The following is a 19,925-nucleotide window of genomic DNA, read 5'->3' as shown; positions in this document are numbered from 1 at the left end:
GTGCTCAGCCCAGCCAGCCGCCCGCAAAGCCCGCGCGCCGCAGGCCGCGCTGCAGGTGCGCATTGCGCCGCATCGTCTGCCACACCAGCTCGTCGCGGTGGTTGGCCAGCATGGCCAGCATCGGGCCCTGGTCGATGCCCAGGTGGTCGGTGTCGAACCAGCCCTGGCCCGGCACCACGCGGCCATGGGTGAGCGTCACGTCGGTGAAGGTGAAGCTGGGGTTGAAGGCATCGGAGAAGCCGTAGCGGCCGTACAGGTGCGCGCCGCCGCGCGCCTTCATCGTCGCCAGCGCGGGCACCACGATCTCGGGCGCGAAGGCGATGGAGCTGCCGGCAGCATAGGGCGTGAGCGTGCCATCGTCGAAGGTGTGCGCGCCACCCATGCCGCGGCCGGCGTAGCTGATGAAGCGGCGCATGCGACCGCCAAAGGGCCGCTCGACATCGGCCGGCCCGTCGCAGGCGCTGATGCCCCACAGGTCGGGACCGTAGCCGGCCCAGCCTTCGGGGTTGGCGATGGCATAGGCACGCTGCGCATAGGTGGCACGGCGCGAGTTCTGGAAGTAGTCCAGGCCCGGCTCGGTGGCCTGCTTGGCGCGCATGAAGTCGTCGTGCAGGCCGCGAAGGTCCACCCAGCATTGCGTGAACTGGTGGCCGAACAGTGGCGCGAAGTGCAGGTGCGCCTGCCCATGCTGAACGCCCCAGGCCGCGGGCAGGCCGCTGGCCCAGAAGTCCCAGGCGTCGCGGCCCACCGGCCGCGTGGGCGCGCCGAGTGCCAGCAGGTACAGCAGCATCGATTCATCGTAGGCCCGCCAGTCGGAGCCGATGAAGCCGCTCTCCGGGTGCCAGCCATGGCCGATGCGCGGAGCGCGCGGCATGGCCCAAGCCCAGTCGATGCGGCCGTAGAGCTCGTCGACGCCGGCACGCAGCCGCGCCTCGTCGGTATCGGCGCCGTCGAAGAAGCTCTGGCAGCACAGGAAGCCGGCCAGCAGCAGCGCGGTGTCGATGGTGGACAGCTCGCAGCGGGCAAAGCGTGTGCCGCTGCGCATGTCGAGGAAGTGGTAGTAGAAGCCGTGGTGCCCGGCCCGGCCCTGCGGCTCGGGGCCCATCGGCGCATCGAGAAACGTACGCAGCGTGGCCAGCACGCGCTGTCGCGCCGCCTCGCGGCTCACCCAACCACGCACCACGCCCAGCGGATACGCGGTGAGCGCGAAGCCGGTGGCCGCGATGCTGGCGAACGACGGCGTGGGCCAGCGATCGGGCGCCAGGCCGGTGGCCGCGTCGGTGGTCTGCCAGAAGAAGTCGAAGGTGCGGCGCTCCAGGTCATCGAGCAGGGCCTCGGCCTGGGCCGGCGGCAGCGGCGCAGGCGCCACCCAGGGCGCTGCCGCACCGTCCGGTCGGACGGCGCAGCCCGCGCCCAGCCAGGCCGCCGCACCCGCCGCCAGCCAGCGCCGCCGGCTGATCGGCGCGCGCATCAGAACGCGTAGCCCAGCGTCAGCTTCACGGTGCGCATGTCGCCGCGCAGGCCGGTGCGCTTGCCCACGTTGGCGTTGTCGCCGCCATAGGCGTTCTGCGGGTTGCCGGGGCCGCCGCCCCAGTCGTCGTAGTAGCCCCAGTTGGCGGTGTTGAACAGGTTCAGGATGTCCACGCGCAGGCGCAGCCGGCCCGGGCCCACCACCACGTCCTTGGCGATGCCCATGTCCACCTGGTTGAAGCGGTCGCCATCGGCCTTGACGTACACGCACTTGTCCCAGCCGGCGGCGCAACTGGTCACGCGGCGCGGCAGGCCGCTGCCGTAGGTGAGCTTGCCCGACAGCTGCAGCCCCCAGGGCAGCAGGCTGTCGGTCATGCCGGCGGCCACGACGCGGTGGCGCTCGGTCAGCTTCGACGGGTTCCAGCCATGGGTGGAGCGGCCGTAGGTCCAGTCGAAGATGTTGTCGTCCCACTCCTTGTGCGTCGTGCGCGCATCGGTGTAGGTGTAGGCCACGCTGGCCGTCCAGCCACTCTCCAGCGTGTAGGGCTTGTCGGCCTTGACGAACACCGACTTCGCGCGGTTCTCGCCCACCGTGTCGCCCAGGATCAGCGTGCCGAAGCCGTTCGGCCCGCCCCACAGCGGATCGATCGGGCTCTGCGTGCCGTAGCCGCCGTTGGGGTCGCGGTTGCCGCCGTACCAGACGAACTGGTTCTTGGCATGGATGTCGCTGTAGGTCAGCTCGACGTTCCACGCGCGCACGGCCTGCCGCACGCCCAGGCTGAACTGGTCGGCGTAGGGCATCTTCATGTCGTTGCGCATCAGCCAGATCTCGCCGCCGGTCTGCTTGTTCTTCTGCAGTTCGTCGAGCGCATGGTTGGCCATGGTGCGGTCGTAGCTGCGGCCATAGCCGCCGAACAGCACCGTGGCCTTGTCGCCGCTGAGGTCGTAGCTGGCGCCTACGCGCGGCGCCAGCGCGCCCTTGTACGACTTGCGGCTGCTGCCGGTGGCGATGAAATCATCGATGGCGATGCCGCCCTTGGCCAGCGACTGGGCATAGGTCTGGCCGGCCGGCGCGGTGATGCCGGCCACGGTGCGGCCGTCCAGACCCTTCAGCGCGGCCACGCGGTCGGCCGGCGTCACGTAGCCGTTGTTCAGCATGTTGTCCTCGAAGTCCCAGCGCAGGCCGAGGTTCACTTCGAGCTGCTTCGACAGCGTCCAGTCGTCCTGCAGGTACAGGCCGACCTGGTTGTTGCGGAAGTTGGCATCCACCGCGGGAATCGCGCGGGTGATGCGGCACTGGTCGCTGCTGAGGCCGTTGCTGGCGATGTTGGTGCCGGTGCAGGTGTTGCCGTTGTAGTAGGGCAGGCCGGTCGTGCTGTCGACCACCACGTCGACCGCATCCACGCGGAAGGCGGTGCCACCCAGCGTGTAGTCCATGGCCTTCCACTGCGCGCCGCCCTTGACCACATGGCCGCGCAGGCCGGTGAAGGTGAGGTCGTTCTTCAGCGTCCAGCCGCTTTGCTTGCGGTCCTGCGCATTGGGCGAGCCGCCGTCGGTCATCAGGTCCTGGATGTTGCGGATCTCGTTGCTGGGCGAGTACTTGTAGCGCACCAGCGGATCGGAGGCGTCCGACTTCGGGTTCCAGCGCGAGCTTTCATAGGCCACGCGGGCCTCGTTGAGCCAGTTGCCGCGCGCCCACTCGTGCTTCAGGTCCAGCCGCGTCTCGTCGTTGTTGTTGTTCAGCGCCGAACGCGGCGTGGCGATGTCGCTCTCGAGCTTGTAGCTGTCTTCCTGGCGCAGCTTGAAGCTGAACTCCAGGCGCTGCTCGTCGCTGAGGTTGGCGTTGAGCTTGCCGAACAGCAGGTGCTCGTCGAAGCGCTGCACGAAGCCGCCGCGCTGGCCGGCCAGGCCGGCCACGATGCCCGGGCTGCCGGGGTACTTGTCGAAATTGCGGCCGACGATCTGCTTGGGCCGGTCGATCGACTTGCCGTCGTAGGCCAGGAAGTAGTGCAGCGTGTCGGGCGTGATGGCGCCGCCCAGGTTGAAGCCGTACTCCATCTGCTCGAACGACGGCCGCGGCGTGCCACCGGCCTCGGCCTCGCGCTCCACCGGGCTGTAGGCGCGGGTGTTGCTGCCCAGGCGGTTGACGTAGGCCTCGCCCTGCAGCTTGTTGGTGCCGCTCTTGGTGATGGCGGTGATGGCGGCCGAGCTCACCTGCTCGAGCTCGGCCTTGTAGTTCTGCGTCAGCACCTTGTATTCGGCGATGGCGCTCTGCGGAAAGGGGTTGCCCTCGCTGGTGTCCTGCCCGGCCAGGCCGCCGCGCAGGATGTTGTTCTTCTGGCCCATGCCGTCGATGTAGACGTTGACCGCGTCCTGGTTCTGCGCACCACCGCGCAGGCGGGTGTTGCCACCGGCATCGGTCTCGAAGCGCACGCCGGGCGCCAGATCGGCCGAGCTGAGGAAGTTGCGCGTGACCTGCGGCAGCGCCTCGATCATCTTGCGCGAGACGTTGGTGCCGACCTCGGAGGTGCGCACGTCCTTGCGCTGCACCGTGCCGGTGATGGTGACCTGCTGGTTGGCGCCCAGCGCCAGGTCCAGCGAGGCGGTCTCGCCCACCTGCAGCAGGATCACCTCGGAGACCACCGTGCCGTTGTCGGCGCTGATGCGGATGGAGTACGCGCCGGGGGCCAGGCCCACCAGCGTGTAGCTGCCGTCGTTGCGGGTGGTGGTGCGGTAGGTGGCGCCGGTGTCGCGGTTCAGCGCGATGACCAGCAGATCGCCCTTGGCGGTGGCGCCGCTGGCGGTGTGCACCTGGCCCTTGAGCGTGGCGGTGGCGAGCTGGGCCTGTGCGGGCAGGCCCAGCACGGTCAGCGCCGCGGCCGCCAGCAGGCTGAGCGCAAGATGATGTCGGGGCTTCATGCGTGTCTCCTTCTACGAATGGGCGTCAGGTCTTGGGAGGGCTCGCGCGCCTGCTGGCGCGTCTGGTCTGTGGAACAGGGTCGGGCGCCGGATCGCCCGACGAGCGCCGGGCCACCAGCGTGACCGGCAGCACCTGGCGCGGCGCGGGGGGGAGCACACGCGGCGCGTCGGTTGCGAGGGCATCGGCGTCATCGCCGGCACCGGCCTCCACCGCATCGGCCAGCGCCGCCAGCGCCGCGGCGCCCAGCTCGGCGATCGGCACATGCACGGTGGACAGCGGCGGCGTGACGTAGCGCGCGATCGGGATGTCGTCGAAGCCGCCCAGCGCCACCTCGCCCGGCACCGCGATGCCGGCCTCGGCCAGCGCCACCAGGCAGCCGATGGCCATCATGTCGTTGGCGGCGAACACCGCATCGGGCCGGCGTGCCGCGGCCATGGCCGCGATCTGCTGGCCCACGGCCCGGCCCGCCGCCTCGGTGAAGTCACCGGCGTACTCGATCGGCGCCTGCGGCCGCGGCAGCGCGGTCAGGGCCTCGCGGTAGCCCTGGCGCCGGGCCTGGGCCTCGTGGTTGGCGGCAGGCCCGCCGATGAAGGCGATGCGCCGCCGGCCCTGCGCCGCCAGGTGGGCCGTCATGCGGCGACCGCCATCGACGTTGTCGATCGCGAAGCTGGGCAGGCCGCCCGCCAGCGTGCCCCCGTGGGCGGCGGAGCCGGGGGAGTTCAGCAGCACGGTGGGCAGGTTGGGCGCCAGGTGCTCCAGCAGCGCGTCGGCGTCGGCCTGCGGCGCCATGATCAGCACGCCGTCCACCCGGCCGGCCATCGCACGCAGCGCCGCAGCGGCCTCGCCCGCATCGCCATGCGAGCCGCTCACCAGCAGGTGCAGGCCGCGCGCGCGGGCCGCCTGGTCGATGCCGCGGATCAGCTCGGAGAAGTACTCGCCGTGCAGGTCGGGCAGCAGCGCGCCCACCGTCTCGGTGCGCCGCATGATCAGGCTGCGGGCCGCGCCCGAGGGCGTGAAGCGCAGCTCGCGGGCCACCGCCAGGATGCGCTCGCGCGTGTCGGGCAGCACGTTGCTGTGGCCGTTCATGGCCCGCGACACGGTGGCCACCGACACGCCGGCGGCGCGGGCAACGTCCTTGATCGTGGCAGGCATGGTGACGGGCAGCGGTGGAACGCCATGTAAACGGTTCCACGATTACAGACGAGCAGACCGCAGGCGTATGTAATCGTTTCCACCTAAACGTCGGTGCCAGGCAACGGGCTGTGGTCATGGCCCGGCTGCGACACGTCGTCGGTTCGACCGCGGGCCAGGCGGGCAGACGCGCAGCGCCCATCGCCGCTGGCCGGACCGTCCGGCAGGATCAGCAGACGCCGCGGCCGGCCAGTGCCGCCTGGCGCAGCGTGGGTGCACCGGCCGGCGCCGGCGGCAGGGCCCAGGCCGGACGGGTGACGGTGGCCGAATCCACGATCACCAGCCAGCGCCCCGGCCAGGGCAGCGGCTCGCGGTCAGGCCGCAGCACCCAGGCGGCCTTGCCGGGGTGGCCGCTGGCCATGGCCTGCAGGTAGTCGGCGTCCAGCACGGCATGGCGGTCAAGCCATTGGTTCAGCGCCGCCGGGATGCGCACGCAGCCCTTGGAGTCGACTCGGCCCAGGCGCTGTTCCAGCTTGTCGGGATCGGTGGCGTGCATCTGCAGGCGCATCTGCCCCAGGCCACCACCACCCCAGCCGCGCTCGGCCTGCGCCCAGCCGAAGTCGAACACGCGCATGCCCTTCACGCCATAGCCGCGGATGCCGTTCTCGTTGAACGTGCCCTCGGCGCGGAAGTCCGGGTTGGCCAGGGTGTGCGCGAACACGCCCAGCGGCGTGCGGAAATGGTCGAAGCTGCCCACCCGGCCGGTGGACACCGGGGTGGCGCCGATCCAGTGCCAGGTGACGGCGCCCGCGGCATCGGGCGCCCGCAGCAGCACCGCCAGCATCTGCACCTGCGGGCTGCGGTCCACCAGCAGCAGGTGCTGCGGCGGCAGATCGGTCAGGCCGGCGCCGTCCAGCGCCTGTTGCAGCAGGGCCAGGTAGCGCGCCTGCGCCTCGGGCGGAACGGCCAGGCGGCGCGGCACCTCGCGCGCGAAATGAGCGGCCACCTCGCCTGCCGACGCCGGCGCACTGGCGGGCGCAGCGGCTGTCGAGACATCGGCCGCCGAGGGCGCGGCCACCGGCAGGGCCAGCGAGCAGCATGCCGCCAGCACCCGCAGGGCCGCCCGCCACCGGGCCACGGCCTCAGGCCCGCAGATGGCAGGCCACCCAGTGGCCGTCACCGCGGTCGCGCAGCGTGGGCGACTCGGTCTTGCAGCGCGCCTCGGCGTACGGGCAGCGGGTGTGGAAGTGGCAGCCGCTGGGCGGGTTCAGCGGGCTGGGCACGTCGCCCTGCAGGCGGATGCGCTGGCGCTTGATGCTGGGGTCGGGGATGGGGACGGCCGACAGCAAGGCCTCGGTGTAGGGGTGCTGCGGCGAGGCGTACAGCGCCCGCGCCGGCGCCAGTTCGACGATGCGGCCCAGGTACATCACCGCCACGCGCTGGCTGATGTGCTCCACCACGCTGAGGTCGTGCGCGATGAACATGTAGGTCAGGTCGAACTTCTGCTGAAGATCCTCCAGCAGGTTGATTACCTGGGCCTGGATCGACACATCCAGCGCGCTGACCGCCTCGTCGCAGACGATGAGCTTGGGGCTCACCGCCAGTGCACGCGCAATGCCGATGCGCTGGCGCTGGCCGCCCGAGAACTCGTGCGGATAGCGCCGCATGTGATCGGCATGCAGGCCCACGGTTTCCAGCAGCTCGGCGATGCGCGCCTCATACGCCGCGCGGTTGGGCGCCAGGCCGTGGATGGTGAGCGCCTCGCCGATGATGGCGCCCACCGTCATGCGCGGGTTCAGGCTGGCGTACGGGTCCTGGAAGATGATCTGCATGTGCCGCGCCATGGCGCGCAGCTCGGTCTTGTTCATGGCCGTGACATCGCGGCCCTCGAACAGCACCTGGCCGGCCGTGGGCTCGATCAGGCGCAGGATGCAGCGGCCGGTGGTGCTCTTGCCGCAGCCCGACTCGCCCACCACGCCCAGCGTCTCGCCCTTGGCCAGTGTGAAGCTCACGCCGTCGACCGCGTGCACGCGCCCCACCTCACGGCCCAGCAGGCCGCCCTTCACCGGGAAGTGCTTGACCAGTCCCTTGACTTCAAGAAGTGGCGTGTCGCTCATGCAATCTCTTCCGCCAGGAAACACGCCACCTTGTGGCCGGGGGACACCTCACGCAACTCGGGCGTGCCGGCGCTGCACGAGGGCACGGCATGCTTGCAGCGCGAGGCGAAGCGGCAGCCCGGCGGCGGGTTGATCAGCTTGGGCACGCCGCCTGGAATGGCCTCCAGCCGCTGCTTGTGCTCGGCCGCCAGATCGATGCGCGGGATCGAGCGGATCAAGCCGCGGGTGTACGGGTGGCGCGGGTGGGCGAACAGCTCGGCCACTGGCGCTTCTTCCACCACGCGGCCGGCGTACATCACCACCACGCGCTGGGCCACCTCGGCCACCACGCCCATGGCGTGCGTGATCAGCATCACCGCCATGCCCAGGCGGTCCTTCAGGTCTTCGAGCAGGTCGAGGATCTGCGCCTGGATGGTGACGTCGAGCGCCGTGGTCGGCTCATCAGCGATCAGCAGCTTGGGGTTGCAGGCCAGCGCGATGGCGATCATCACGCGCTGGCGCATGCCGCCCGAGAACTGGTGCGGATAGTCCTTCACGCGGCGCTCGGGCGTGGGGATGTTCACCAGCTTGAGCATCTCCACCGCGCGGTTCATCGCCTCGGCCTTGCTCAGGCCCTCGTGCAGGCGGATCGACTCGGCGATCTGCTCGCCCACGGTGTATACCGGGTTCAGGCTGGTCATCGGCTCCTGAAAGACGATGGCGATCTCCTTGGCCCGGATCGCCCGCATCTCGTCGGCCGACACATTGACCAGATCGCGGCCCTGCCAGCGCACCTGGCCGGCAGCGATGCGGCCGGGCGGCATCGGCAGCAGCTTCATCACCGTCATCGCGGTGACCGACTTGCCGCAGCCGGATTCACCCACCACGCACAGCGTCTCGCCGGCATCGACCTGCATGTCCACGCCGTCCACGGCGTGCAGCCAGCCGTCGTCGGTGGCGAACTGGACCTTCAGTCCTTCGATTTCAAGCAGTGCCATCAGAGAACCTTGCGCGGATCCAGCGCGTCACGCAGGCCATCGCCCACGAAGTTGATCGTCAGCACCGTGAGGAAGATCGCCAGGCCCGGGAACAGCGCCCAGTGCGGCGCGATGTCGAGGTAGTCCTTGGCGTCGAACAGGATGCGGCCCCAGGTGGGGATGTCGGGCGGGAAGCCCAGGCCCAGGAAGCTCAGCGTGCTCTCGGCAATGATGGCGGCGGCCACGTCGATGGTGCCGGCGACGATCACCGGGCCCAGCGCATTGGGCAGGATGTGGCGGAACACCTGGCGCGAGGTGCTGGCGCCCAGCGCCCGCGCCGCCTCGACGAACTCCTTCTCGCGCAGCGAGAAGAACTGCGCCCGCACCAGCCGCGCCACCGGCATCCAGCGAAAGCCTCCGACCACCAGCACGATCAGGATGAACACGCCCACCTCGGGGCCGAAGGCGGCCTTCAGGCTGTCGCGGAACAGGTAGATCACCAGCAGCAGCAGCGGCAGCTGCGGCAGGCTGAGGAACAGGTCGGTCAGCCACATCAGCGCGGCATCCACCCAGCCGCGCGACACGCCGGCCAGCGCACCCACCAGCACGCCCACCACCATGGCCATGGCCATGGCCGCCAGGCCCACGGCCAGCGAGATGCGCCCGCCGTACAGCACGCGGGCCAGGATGTCCTGCCCCAGGTCGTCGGTGCCCATCGGGTGCGCGGCGCTGGGCAGCGCGTTGCGGGCGCTGAAGTCGATGTCGTTGATCGCCACCTTCCAGACCATCGGGCCCAGCAGCACGGCCAGCACCATCAGGCCCAGCGTGAACAGGCTGATCAGCGCCATGCGGTGGCGGGCGAAGCGGCGCGCCGCGTCGCGCCAGGGTGAGGTGCCGCGCGCGGGACGCGCCGACACCGCGACCGGGGTGTCAGCGGAAGGAGATGCGGGGGTCGAGCCAGCCATACAGCAGATCGGCAATCAGGTTGAAGAGGATCACCAGGCAGCTGAACACGAAGGTCACGCCCATGATCACCGGCGTGTCGTTGCGCAGGATGGCGTCGATCAGCAGGCTGCCGATGCCGGGGATGCGGAAGATCTGCTCGGTGACGATGGCGCCACCGAACACCGCGGGCATCTGCAGCGCCACCAGCGTGACCACCGGGATCATCGCGTTGCGCACCACGTGCTTGAGCACCACCACGCGCTCGGCCAGGCCCTTGCTGCGCGCCGTGGTCACGTGGTCGAGGCGCACCACGTCGAGCACGGCCGAGCGCACGTAGCGCATCCAGCTGGCGCCCTGGAACAGGCCCAGCACGGCGATCGGCATGATCGACTGCTGCAGGTGCTCCCACCACCACTGCCAGCCGGTGGCGGCGATGTCGGCGCGGTAGACGAAGGGCAGCCAGCCCAGCTTGATCGAGAACACCAGGATCAGCAGCAGGCCGGTGAAGAACGTGGGCAGCGAAAAGCCCACGAAGCTCAGCGTGCTGGCGATGCGGTCGAACCACGAATAGGGCTTGATCGCCGCCAGCGTGCCCACCGGCAGCGCCACCAACAGTGCCAGCACCTGCGAGGCGCCGATCACCGCCAGCGTCACCGGCACGCGCTGCCAGATCAGCGTGTCGACATCGACCCGGCTGATGAACGAGAAGCCCCAGTCGCCATGCAGCATGGCCGCCAGCCAGTGGAAGTAGCGCTGCCAGATCGGGTCATCGAGCCCGAACTTCTTGCGCAGCGCTTCGCGCACCTCGGCAGGGACGTTGGGATTGAGCGCCAGCTCGCCGAACGGATCGCCCGGCGCCAGCGCAAGAACAGTGAACAGCACCACGCTGATGCCCAGCAGGCTGGGCAGGGCAATCAGCAGGCGCCGCAGGAGGTAGAGGCCCACGGCAAATCAGCAATCAGACCGACGACGACATCAAGCTTCGCGATACCAGTTTTGCAGCAGCGAGAAGTCCAGGTCCCAGCCGGTCAGGCTGGTCACCAGCTTCAGGTTCGCGCCACGCACGCGCGGACGGCTGATCAGCGGGATGATGACCTTGTCGTTGACCGGCAGGTCGTTGAGCTTGATGAACATGGCCGTGCGCTTGGCCACGTCCAGTTCGCTCTCGGCGGCCTGGTAGGTCTTGTCGTACTCGGGGTTGCTGTAGCGGCAGATGTTGCGGCCGGCCCACTTGTTGACCTTGGACGAGATCTCGCGCGTGAGGTACTGGTCCATGAAACGCTCGGGGTCGGGCTGGGTCTGCGTCGTGGTGTACATCTGCATGTCGGCGTAGAACTTCCCGTAGGTGTCGGGGTTGGCCACGTCGGACGAGAAGAACACGCTGGCGGTGACCGACTTCAGCTCGAGGTCGACGCCGGCCTTCTGGCAGCCCTGCTTGATCACCGCCTGCTCCTTCTGGCGCAGTGCGTTCACCGAGGTCTGGAACACCAGCTTGAGCTTCTTGCCGCCCTTCTCGCGGATGCCGTCGCTGCCCTTCTTCCAGCCCGCCGCCTCGAGCAGCGCATTGGCCTTGTCGACGTTGAACTCGAACTTGGTGTTGGGCGAGCGGAAGCGCGGCGGGTTGTTCAGGAAGTTGCTGGTGGCCACGCCGGTGCGGCCGTAGATGAACTCCTGGATGCTCTTGCGGTCGGCCAGGTAGGTCATGGCCTCGCGCACGGCCGGATCACTGAACGCGAAGTGCTTGGTCTTGGTGCTGGAGCGCTCGCCGTCCACCTCGGCCACCGGGTCGGTGATGTTGAGCTGGATGAACTCGATGTCGCCCGACGGCACGATGTGCGCCTTGCCCTTGCCGCCGGCCTCCAGGCGCTTGAGCACCTCGTCCTCGACCTGCAGGTTCCAGGCGTAGTCGTACTCGCCGGTCTGCAGCACGGCACGTGCGGCCGACACGGCATCGCCGCCGCCCTTCATCTCGATGGCGTCGAAGAAGGGCTTGTTGGCCTCGTGGTAGTTCTTGTTGATCTCGCCTCGCACCATGTCGCCCGGCTTGAAATCGACGAACTTGTACGGGCCGGTGCCCACCGGCTTCAGGTTGCCCGGTGCCTCGCGCGACTTGGCGCCGATGTAGGGGCCGAACACATGCTTGGGAATCACCATGCCCTCGGCGGCCACGAAGGCCGTGGCCCAGAACGGCGTGGGCTTGGGGAAGGTGACCAGGATGGTGTGCTCGTCGACCTTGACCACGGTGACGTCCTTGTAGACGCCCAGGGTCACGGCCGCGGTGGCCGGGTCGCGCGCGTACTCCCAGGTGAAGACGCAGTCGTCGGCGGTGAAGGGCTTGCCGTCGTGCCAGGTCACGCCCTTCTTCAGGCGCCAGCGCACCACCTTGCCACCTTCGAGCAGGCCGCCGTTCTCCTTGGTGGGGATCTCGGCCGCCAGCACCGGCACCAGGTTGCCCTCGCCATCCCACACGGCCAGCGGCTCGTAGAAGATGCGCGAGCCTTCCTGGTCCTTCGTGCCGTTGGCGAAGTGCGGCTGCAGCAGCGTGGTGCCCTGCCACCACAGCGCCTTCAGCGTGCCGCCGCCACCGCGCTTGGTGGGCTTGTACGGCGCCGGCTTGAGGCTTTGCGCCACGCCTTCGTGCATCAGCAGCATCGAGGCCATCGGTGCGGTGAGGCCCAGGCCCACCATCTGGCGGATCACGTCACGCCGCGTCTGGCGGCCGTGCTTGGCGTCATCGATCAGGGCACGCAGTGCGCGTTCTTCTTGCATGGCTGTTCTCCAGTCGTCGCGTTCGCAGCGCCGGCTCGTGGCCGGCGTTCCAAGGTGCCCGGATACTAGCGATATCCGGGCCAGCAACCATGCGGGTACGCCCCATCATGGTGAACACCCTGTGACCCGCCTCAATGGCAGCCCCATGAATCCCCTGAGCACCCCCTTCACCGACGACCCGATCACGCTGCACGGTCCGCAGCAGGCCGCGCAACCCATCGTGCTGGATTCGCCGCACTCGGGCACGCGCTTTCCGGCCGACTTCGGTGCCGCGGTGTCGCACGAGGCGCTGCGCGACGGCGAGGACTGCTTCATCGATGCACTGTGGCAGCCCGCCGCCGCACGCGGCATCCCGCTGCTGGCGGCCGAGTACCCGCGCACCTACCTCGACCCCAACCGCCACGCCGGCGACATCGACCTGGACCTGCTGGCTGACCGGCACTGGCCCGACGCCCATGTGCCCAGCGGCAAGGCCACCATCGGCAAGGCGCTGATCTGGCGCACGCTGGACGACGGCACGCCGATCTACGACCGCCCGCTCACGGTGGACGAGATACGCGGCCGCATCGCCCGCTGCCACGCGCCCTACCACCAGCGGCTGGCCGCGCTGATGGCGGCGGCGCATGCCGCGCATGGCGTGGTGGTGCACATCAACTGCCACTCGATGAACGCGGTGGCCGGCGCGATGGGCGAGGGCCCGGCGGGCACGCCGCGCGCCGACATCGTGCTGGGTGACCGCGACGGCACCACTTGTGCGCCCGCGCTCACAGCGCTGGTGCGCGAGCAGCTCGCCGCGCGCGGCTACCGGGTAGCGATCAACGACCCGTTCAAGGGCGTGGAGCTGGTGCGTGCCTTCGGCCAGCCGGTGGCCGGCCGCCACAGCCTGCAGCTGGAGGTGAACAAGCGCCTGTACATGGACGAGGCCACGCGCAGCCGCCACGACGGCTTTGCGCGCCTGCAGGCCGACCTGATGGCGCTGCTGGACGCGGTGGCGCAGGCGGCGCGCGCAGGCCGCTTTCAGGCGGCCTGATTCAGCGCCGCGTCACACCAGCACGCGCTCGATGCCGCCCTGGTTGGCGCGGGCCACGTAGTCCTGCAACCAGGTCTCGCCCAGGATGTGGCGGGCCATCTCGATGACGATGTAGTCGGCTTCCAGCAGGCCGCCGTCCAGGTCGTTGCCGTAGCGGGTCAGGCCGGTCAGGCAGGCCGGGCAGCTGGTCAGGATCTTCATCGGGCCCTTGTCGGCGGCACCCGCCTTGCCCTGCGCCGCCGGCAGCGCGCGCAGCTGCACCTCGTTCTTGCGCAGCTCTTCCTCCTTGCGGAAGCGGATCTGCGTGGAGATGTCGGGACGCGAGGTGGCCAGCGTGCCGGCCGTACCGCAGCAGCGCTCGCTCTGCAGCACCGCGGGGCCGACCAGGGCCTTCACCGTCTTCATCGGCTCCTGCTGCTTCATCGGGCTGTGGCAGGGGTCGTGGTAGAGGTAGGCACCGGCCTGCTCGGGCGTCAGCGTGATGCCCTTTTCCAGCAGGTACTCGTGGATGTCGACGATGCGGCAGCCGGGGAAGATCTTGTCGAACTGGTAGCCCTGCAGCTGGTCGTAGCAGGTGCCGCAGCTGACCACCACGGTCTTGATGTCCAGGTAGTTCAGCGTGTTGGCCACGCGGTGGAAGAGCACCCGGTTGTCGGTGATCATCTTCTCGGCCTTGTCGAACTGGCCGTTGCCGCGTTGCGGGTAGCCGCAGCACAGGTAGCCCGGCGGCAGCACGGTCTGCACGCCGGCGTGCCACAGCATGGCCTGCGTGGCCAGGCCCACCTGGCTGAACATGCGCTCCGAGCCGCAACCGGGGAAGTAGAACACCGCCTCGCTGTCGGCCGTGGTGGCCTGCGGGTTGCGGATGATCGGCACGTAGTCCGCATCCTCGATGTCCAGCAGCTTGCGCGCAGTCTGCTTGGGCAGGCCGCCGGGCATCTTCTTGTTGACGAAGTGGATGACCTGCTCTTTCAGCGTGGCCGCGCCCACGGTGGCCGGCGGCCGTGCGGTCTGGGCCTTGGCGGCCACCGACAGCACCGTGTTGCCGATGTTCACGGCCTTGGCGCCCCAATCCAGCACCGCGGTGCGCAGCGTGCTGATGACCACCGGGCTCTTGGTGTCGAGCATGGCCATGGCGGCCATGGTGGCCGGGCGCTTGCTCTTGCGGCCCATCTTGGTCAGCAGGTTGCGCATCGCCATCGACACGTCGCCGAAGTCGATCTTGACCGGGCAGGGGCTCAGGCACTTGTGGCAGACCGTGCAGTGGTCGGCCACGTCCTCGAACTCCTCCCAGTGCGCCAGGCTGACGCCGCGGCGCGTCTGCTCCTCGTACAGGAAGGCTTCCACCAGCAGGCTGGTGGCCAGGATCTTGTTGCGCGGGCTGTACAGCAGGTTGGCGCGCGGCACGTGCGTGGCGCACACCGGCTTGCACTTGCCGCAGCGCAGGCAGTCCTTGATCGACTCGCTGATCGCGCCGATGTCGCTCTGCTGCATGATCAGCGACTCATGGCCCATCAGCCCGAAGCTGGGCGTGTAGGCATGGGTCAGGTCAGCGGCATGCACGTCGTCGCCCAGGCGGCGCAGGGCCTCGCCGCGCAGCAGCTTGCCCTTGTTGAACCGGCCCTCGGGGTCGATGCGCTGCTTGTAGGCGGTGAAGTTGGCCAGCTCCTCGTCGCTGAGGAACTCGAGCTTGGTGATGCCGATGCCGTGCTCGCCCGAGATCACGCCGTTCAGGCTGCGTGCCAGCACCATGATGCGCGCCACGGCCTCGTGGGCCGTCTGCAGCATCTCGTAGTTGTCGCTGTTGACGGGGATGTTGGTGTGCACGTTGCCGTCGCCGGCATGCATGTGCAGCGCCACCCACACGCGGCCGCGCAGCACCTCCTGGTGGATGGCCTTGGCGGCGTCGATCACAGGAGCGAAGGCCGCACCGGTGAACAGCATCTGCAGCGGCCGCAGGATCTGCACCTTCCAGCTGGCGCGCAGGCCATGGTCCTGCAGCTGGTCGAAGTAGCTGCGGGTCTCATTGGGCAGCACCACGTCCAGGTGCTGCATCCACTGCTGCCACTGGGCGCGCACGTCGCGCACCAGGGTCAGGGCCTGCTGCACGCGATCTTCCAGCAGTTCGGCACTCGGGATCTCGCTGGCGTCGTCGGTCTTGCCCAGCGGCAGCTGGCCGGCCAGGAAGAACGTCTCCAGCCGGTCGGCCAGCGCGATCTTGTTGCGCAGGCTGAGCTCGATGTTGATGCGCTCGATGCCCAGCGTGTACTCGCCCATGCGCTCGAGCGGGATCACCACGTCCTCGTTGACCTTGAAGGCGTTGGTGTGGCGGCTGATGGCCGCGGTGCGCTTGCGGTCGAGCCAGAACTTCTTGCGCGCCTCGGCGCTGACGGCGATGAAACCCTCGCCCGAGCGGCCGTTGGCCAGGCGGATGACCTCGCTGGCCGCTCGCGCCACGCGGTCGGGGTCGTCGCCGACGATGTCGCCGATCAGCACCATCTTGGGCAGGCCGCCGCGCTTGCTCTTGGTGGCGTAGCCCACGGCCTTGAGGTAGCGGTCGTCCAGGTGCTCCAGGCCGGCCAGGATGGCGCCACCGGGCTGCTTCATCTCGGCGAACATGAAGTCCTTGATCTCGACGATCGAGGGCACGCAGTCCTTGGGGTTGCCGAAGAACTCCAGGCACACGGTGCGCACATGCTCGGGCATGCGGTGCACCACCCAGCGGGCGCTGGTGATCAGGCCGTCGCAGCCTTCCTTCTGGATGCCCGGCAGGCCGGCGAGGAACTTGTCGGTGACGTCCTTGCCCAGGCCCTCCTTGCGGAACACGCGGCCGGGGATGGCCAGGATCTCGGTCTTCTCCAGCGTCTTGCCGCTGGCGTCGAACCAGCGCAGCTCGAAAAGCGCCTCGGCCACGTCGTGGATCTTGCCCAGGTTGTGGTCCAGGCGGTGCACCTCCAGCCATTTGGCCTCGGGCGTCACCATCTTCCAGCTGGCCAGGTTGTCGAGTGCGGTGCCCCACAGCACGGCCTTCTTGCCGCCGGCGTTCATGGCGATGTTGCCGCCCACGCAGCTGGCCTCGGCCGAGGTGGGATCGACCGCGAACACATGGCCGGCGCGCTCGGCCGCATCGGCCACGCGTTGCGTGACCACGCCGGCGCCGGTCCACACGGTGGGCACGGGCTTGTCCAGGCCGGGCAGGCTGACGAACTCGACCTCGGTCATCTGGTCGAGCTTCTCGGTGTTGATCACCGCGCTCTTCCAGGTCAGCGGCACGGCGCCGCCGGTGTAGCCGGTGCCGCCGCCGCGCGGCACGATGGTCAGGCCCAGTTGCACGCAGCCGGCCACCAGCGCGGCCATCTCGGCCTCGGTGTCGGGCGTGAGCACGACGAAGGGGTACTCGACGCGCCAGTCGGTCGCGTCGGTCACATGGCTGACCCGCGACAGGCCGTCGAACTTGATGTTGTCCTTGGCGGTGTGCGCGCCCAGCACGCGGCGCGCGCGCTGGCGCAGATCGGCCACTGCGTCGAACTGCGCACCGAAGCGCGCCACGGCACCGCGGGCCAGGTCGAGCAAGGCGCCCACATGGCCGTCGCGCACCGGGTCGGCGCCGGGCGTGCGGCGGCGCTCCACCTCGTGCAGACGGTGGTTCAACGCGTCGATCAGCAGCTGGCGGCGGCGCGGGTTGTCCAGCAGGTCATCGACCAGGAAGGGGTTGCGCTGCACCACCCAGATGTCGCCCAGCACCTCGTAGAGCATGCGTGCCGAGCGGCCGGTGCGGCGCTCGCCGCGCAGGCGGCCGAGCAACTCCCAGGCGCTGTCGCCCAGCAGGCGCAGCACGATCTCGCGGTCGGAGAACGAGGTGTAGTTGTAGGGAATCTCGCGCAGGCGGGGTGCCTGCGCGGCCTCGGCGGCAAGGTCGCCTTCGACCGGGCTGGGGATCACGAGCGGTGCATTCATGAGGGGCTGACAGGCGCCGGATTCTTTGAGATAGCGCAGCGTCGCCGGGGGCAGGCACCTGAGGCCATATGGTATCGCAGTGCAACAATGCCCTGTTCTGGGCCGGGGATGCCCCGCAACCGTGCCAGCCGCGATGCGCGCGCACCGTTGGCGGGTAAGCCCCGTTGCCCGCCGCAGTCACCCTGTGTCAGAAACGCGGCTGTCATGAGAAGTGCCGACACTACGGCGCCTTTGTCACTCGAGCTTCACGGAGAAGACATGAAGATCCGCTTTGCAGCCACCGGCCTGGCCCTGGCTGCCCTCACCGCCCTGGCGCTGCCCGCCCAGGCCCAGACCGAAATCCAGTGGTGGCACTCGATGACCGGCGGCCTGAACGAATGGGTCAACGACCAGGCCAACCAGTTCAACGCCAGCCAGAAGCAGTACAAGGTGGTGCCCACCTTCAAGGGCAACTACGACGAGTCGATGACCGCCGCGATGGCCGCCTTCCGCGCCGGCAACTCGCCGCACATCCTGCAGGTGTTCGAGGTGGGCACGGCCACGATGATGGCCTCCAAGGGCGCCATCAAGCCGGTGGCCGAGGTGATGAAGCAAAGCGGCGTCACCTTCGACCCGAAGGCTTACGTGCCGGCCGTGTCGGGCTACTACACCTCGGCGGCGGGCGAGATGCTGTCGTTCCCGTTCAACAGCTCGACGACGATCTTCTACTACAACAAGGACGCCTTCAAGGCCGCCGGCCTCGACCCGAACAAGGCCCCGGCCACCTGGCCCGAGGTAGCCCTGGCCGCGGCCAAGCTCAAGGCCGCCGGCAGCAAGTGCCCGTACACCACCAGCTGGATGAGCTGGGTGCACCTGGAGAGCTTCTCGCTCTGGCACAACACCGAGTTCGCCACCAAGAACAACGGCTTCGGCGGCCCCAGCGCACGCCTGGCGTTCAACTCGCCGCTGCATGTGCGCCACTTCGAGAACCTGGCCAACATGGCCAAGCAGGGCCTGTTCGTCTACAAGGGCCGCGCCAGCGTGGCGGTGCCGTCCTTCGTGTCGGGTGAGTGCGCGATGTTCACCGGCTCGTCGGGCTCGTACGCCGACGTGAGCAAGGGGGCCAAGTTCTCCTACGGCCTGGCCCCGCTGCCCTACTACCCCGACGTGCCCGGCGCGCCGCAGAACACCGCCATCGGCGGTGCCAGCCTGTGGGTGATGGCCGGCAAGAAGGCCGAGGAATACAAGGGCGTGGCCGAGTTCTTCAAGTACCTGTCCAGCCCCGAGGTGCAGTCGGCCAGCCACAAGCGCACCGGCTACCTGCCGGTCACGATGGCGGCGTTCCAGCTCACCGAGAAGTCGGGCTTCTACAAGGAGAAGCCGGGCACCGACGTGGCCGTGAACCAGATGATCCGCAAGACCACCGACAAGTCGCGCGGCATCCGCCTGGGCAGCTTCGTGCAGATCCGCACCATCCTCGACGAGGAGACCGAAGCCATCTGGGCCGGCAAGAAGGGCGCCAAGGAGGCGCTCGACGCCGCCGTGCAGCGCGGCAACGAGCAGCTCGAGCGCTTCGAGAAGGCCACCAAGAACGCCCAGTGACCCGCAGGCCGGCCAGGAGCCGGCCGTTCTGACCCCGTTCTGATTCCCTTCTGACCCCCTCTTGCGGCGCCGGCCGAGACCCGGCTGGCGCCGACGATCCACGCGGCGCGCCCACCCGGCGCGCCGTTCGTTCTTGAAAGCGAGCACGATGGAAAAGCGCGCTTACTTCCGGGCCCCGCTGCTGCCCTGGCTGCTGCTGGCGCCGCAGCTGGTGATCATCAGCGTGTTCTTCTTCTGGCCGGCCGCGCAGGCGGTGGTGCAGTCGCTGCAGATGCAGGACAGCTTCGGTCTGTCCACCCAGTGGGTGGGCCTGGACAACTTCCGCCAGCTGCTGGGCGACCCCGCCTACCTAGAGTCGTTCAAGACCACGGCCATCTTCTCGGTGCTGGTGGCCGTGGTGGGCATCGCGCTGGCGCTGATGCTGGCGGTGTTCGCCGACCGCATCGTGCGCGGCGCGCTGGCCTACCGCACGCTGCTGATCGTGCCCTATGCGGTGGCACCGGCGGTGGCCGGCGTGCTGTGGCTGTTCATGTTCTCGCCCGACATCGGCGTGGTGTCCTGGACGCTGGCACACGCCTTCGGATTCAACTGGAACCACCTGCTCAACAGCGGCCATGCGATGGGGCTGATCGTCGCCGCCGCGGTGTGGAAGCAGATCTCCTACAACTTCTTGTTCTTCGTGGCCGGCCTGCAGTCGGTGCCGCATTCGCTGATCGAGGCCGCGGCCATCGATGGCGCGCGGCCCTGGCGGCGTTTCTGGGACATCCAGCTGCCGATGCTGTCGCCCACCACCTTCTTCCTGCTGGTGATCAACGTGGTGTACGCGTTCTTCGACACCTTCGCGATCATCGACGCCACCACCCAAGGCGGCCCGGGCCGAGACACCGCCATCCTGGTGTTCAAGGTCTACCACGACGGCGTCAAGGGCGGCGACCTGGGCGGCTCGGCCGCGCAGAGCGTGATCCTGATGTTCGTGGTCATCGCCCTCACGGTGGTGCAGTTCCGCTATGTCGAGCGCAAGGTGAACTACTGATGAGCACCCGCTACTT

13 protein-coding genes are annotated in these 19,925 nt (G+C 69.0%); 3 read left to right on the top strand and 10 right to left on the bottom strand.

What is annotated here, in order from left to right:
• Positions 1 to 4 precede the first annotated feature (4 nt).
• The 9 genes from AACH10_RS07075 to AACH10_RS07035 form a co-directional block, all read right to left on the bottom strand.
• Positions 5 to 1,471, bottom strand: a complete 1,467-nt coding sequence (locus AACH10_RS07075; RefSeq protein ID WP_341409663.1) for a glucoamylase family protein — start codon at positions 1,469 to 1,471, stop codon at positions 5 to 7.
• Positions 1,471 to 4,389 (bottom strand): TonB-dependent receptor, encoded by a 2,919-nt coding sequence (locus AACH10_RS07070; protein WP_341409662.1) that lies wholly within the window; start codon positions 4,387 to 4,389, stop codon positions 1,471 to 1,473. Before AACH10_RS07070 ends, AACH10_RS07075 begins: the two co-directional genes overlap by 1 nt.
• Before the next feature lie 25 nt (positions 4,390 to 4,414).
• Complete coding sequence (locus AACH10_RS07065; RefSeq protein WP_341409661.1) at positions 4,415 to 5,542, bottom strand: LacI family DNA-binding transcriptional regulator; 1,128 nt, start codon at positions 5,540 to 5,542, stop codon at positions 4,415 to 4,417.
• Positions 5,543 to 5,750: 208 nt separating this feature from the next.
• On the bottom strand, positions 5,751 to 6,659 hold the full coding sequence (locus AACH10_RS07060) for a L,D-transpeptidase (protein WP_341409660.1): 909 nt from the start codon (positions 6,657 to 6,659) through the stop codon (positions 5,751 to 5,753).
• A gap of 4 nt (positions 6,660 to 6,663) precedes the next feature.
• On the bottom strand, positions 6,664 to 7,638 hold the full coding sequence (locus AACH10_RS07055; RefSeq protein WP_341409659.1) for an ABC transporter ATP-binding protein: 975 nt from the start codon (positions 7,636 to 7,638) through the stop codon (positions 6,664 to 6,666).
• A complete protein-coding gene (locus AACH10_RS07050; RefSeq protein WP_341409658.1) occupies positions 7,635 to 8,615 on the bottom strand; it encodes an ABC transporter ATP-binding protein in 981 nt (326 codons plus the stop codon). The genes AACH10_RS07055 and AACH10_RS07050 overlap by 4 nt, the downstream gene beginning before the upstream one ends.
• Entirely contained in the window at positions 8,615 to 9,511 is an 897-nt protein-coding gene (locus AACH10_RS07045; RefSeq protein WP_341409657.1) for an ABC transporter permease, read from the bottom strand. The genes AACH10_RS07050 and AACH10_RS07045 overlap by 1 nt, the downstream gene beginning before the upstream one ends.
• Before the next feature lie 13 nt (positions 9,512 to 9,524).
• Positions 9,525 to 10,484 carry an ABC transporter permease gene (locus AACH10_RS07040; RefSeq protein WP_341409656.1) on the bottom strand — a complete coding sequence of 320 codons (960 nt, stop codon included), beginning with the start codon at positions 10,482 to 10,484 and terminating at the stop codon, positions 9,525 to 9,527.
• A 30-nt stretch (positions 10,485 to 10,514) separates the two neighbouring features.
• A complete protein-coding gene (locus AACH10_RS07035; RefSeq protein WP_341409655.1) occupies positions 10,515 to 12,308 on the bottom strand; it encodes a peptide ABC transporter substrate-binding protein in 1,794 nt (597 codons plus the stop codon).
• 145 nt (positions 12,309 to 12,453) lie between these two features.
• Between AACH10_RS07035 and AACH10_RS07030 the strand changes: the two genes are divergently transcribed.
• Positions 12,454 to 13,338 (top strand): N-formylglutamate amidohydrolase, encoded by an 885-nt coding sequence (locus tag AACH10_RS07030; protein WP_341409654.1) that lies wholly within the window; start codon positions 12,454 to 12,456, stop codon positions 13,336 to 13,338.
• A 12-nt stretch (positions 13,339 to 13,350) separates the two neighbouring features.
• Here the strand turns inward: AACH10_RS07030 and AACH10_RS07025 are convergent, their stop codons facing one another.
• On the bottom strand, positions 13,351 to 17,295 hold the full coding sequence (locus AACH10_RS07025; RefSeq protein ID WP_341409653.1) for a DUF3683 domain-containing protein: 3,945 nt from the start codon (positions 17,293 to 17,295) through the stop codon (positions 13,351 to 13,353).
• A gap of 258 nt (positions 17,296 to 17,553) precedes the next feature.
• Between AACH10_RS07025 and ugpB the strand changes: the two genes are divergently transcribed.
• Both ugpB and ugpA read left to right on the top strand, forming a co-directional pair.
• Positions 17,554 to 18,876 (top strand): sn-glycerol-3-phosphate ABC transporter substrate-binding protein UgpB, encoded by a 1,323-nt coding sequence (gene ugpB / locus AACH10_RS07020; RefSeq protein WP_341409652.1) that lies wholly within the window; start codon positions 17,554 to 17,556, stop codon positions 18,874 to 18,876.
• Between the two features lie 148 nt (positions 18,877 to 19,024).
• On the top strand, positions 19,025 to 19,909 hold the full coding sequence (gene ugpA, locus AACH10_RS07015) for a sn-glycerol-3-phosphate ABC transporter permease UgpA (protein WP_341409651.1): 885 nt from the start codon (positions 19,025 to 19,027) through the stop codon (positions 19,907 to 19,909).
• Positions 19,910 to 19,925 lie beyond the last annotated feature (16 nt).

Origin of the sequence: Pseudaquabacterium inlustre, assembly GCF_038066595.1 — a bacterium.
Lineage (GTDB): Bacteria > Pseudomonadota > Gammaproteobacteria > Burkholderiales > Burkholderiaceae_C > Pseudaquabacterium > Pseudaquabacterium inlustre.
The sequence above is the reverse complement of the archived record's forward strand: the minus strand, read 5'-3'. Positions and strand labels throughout refer to the sequence as shown.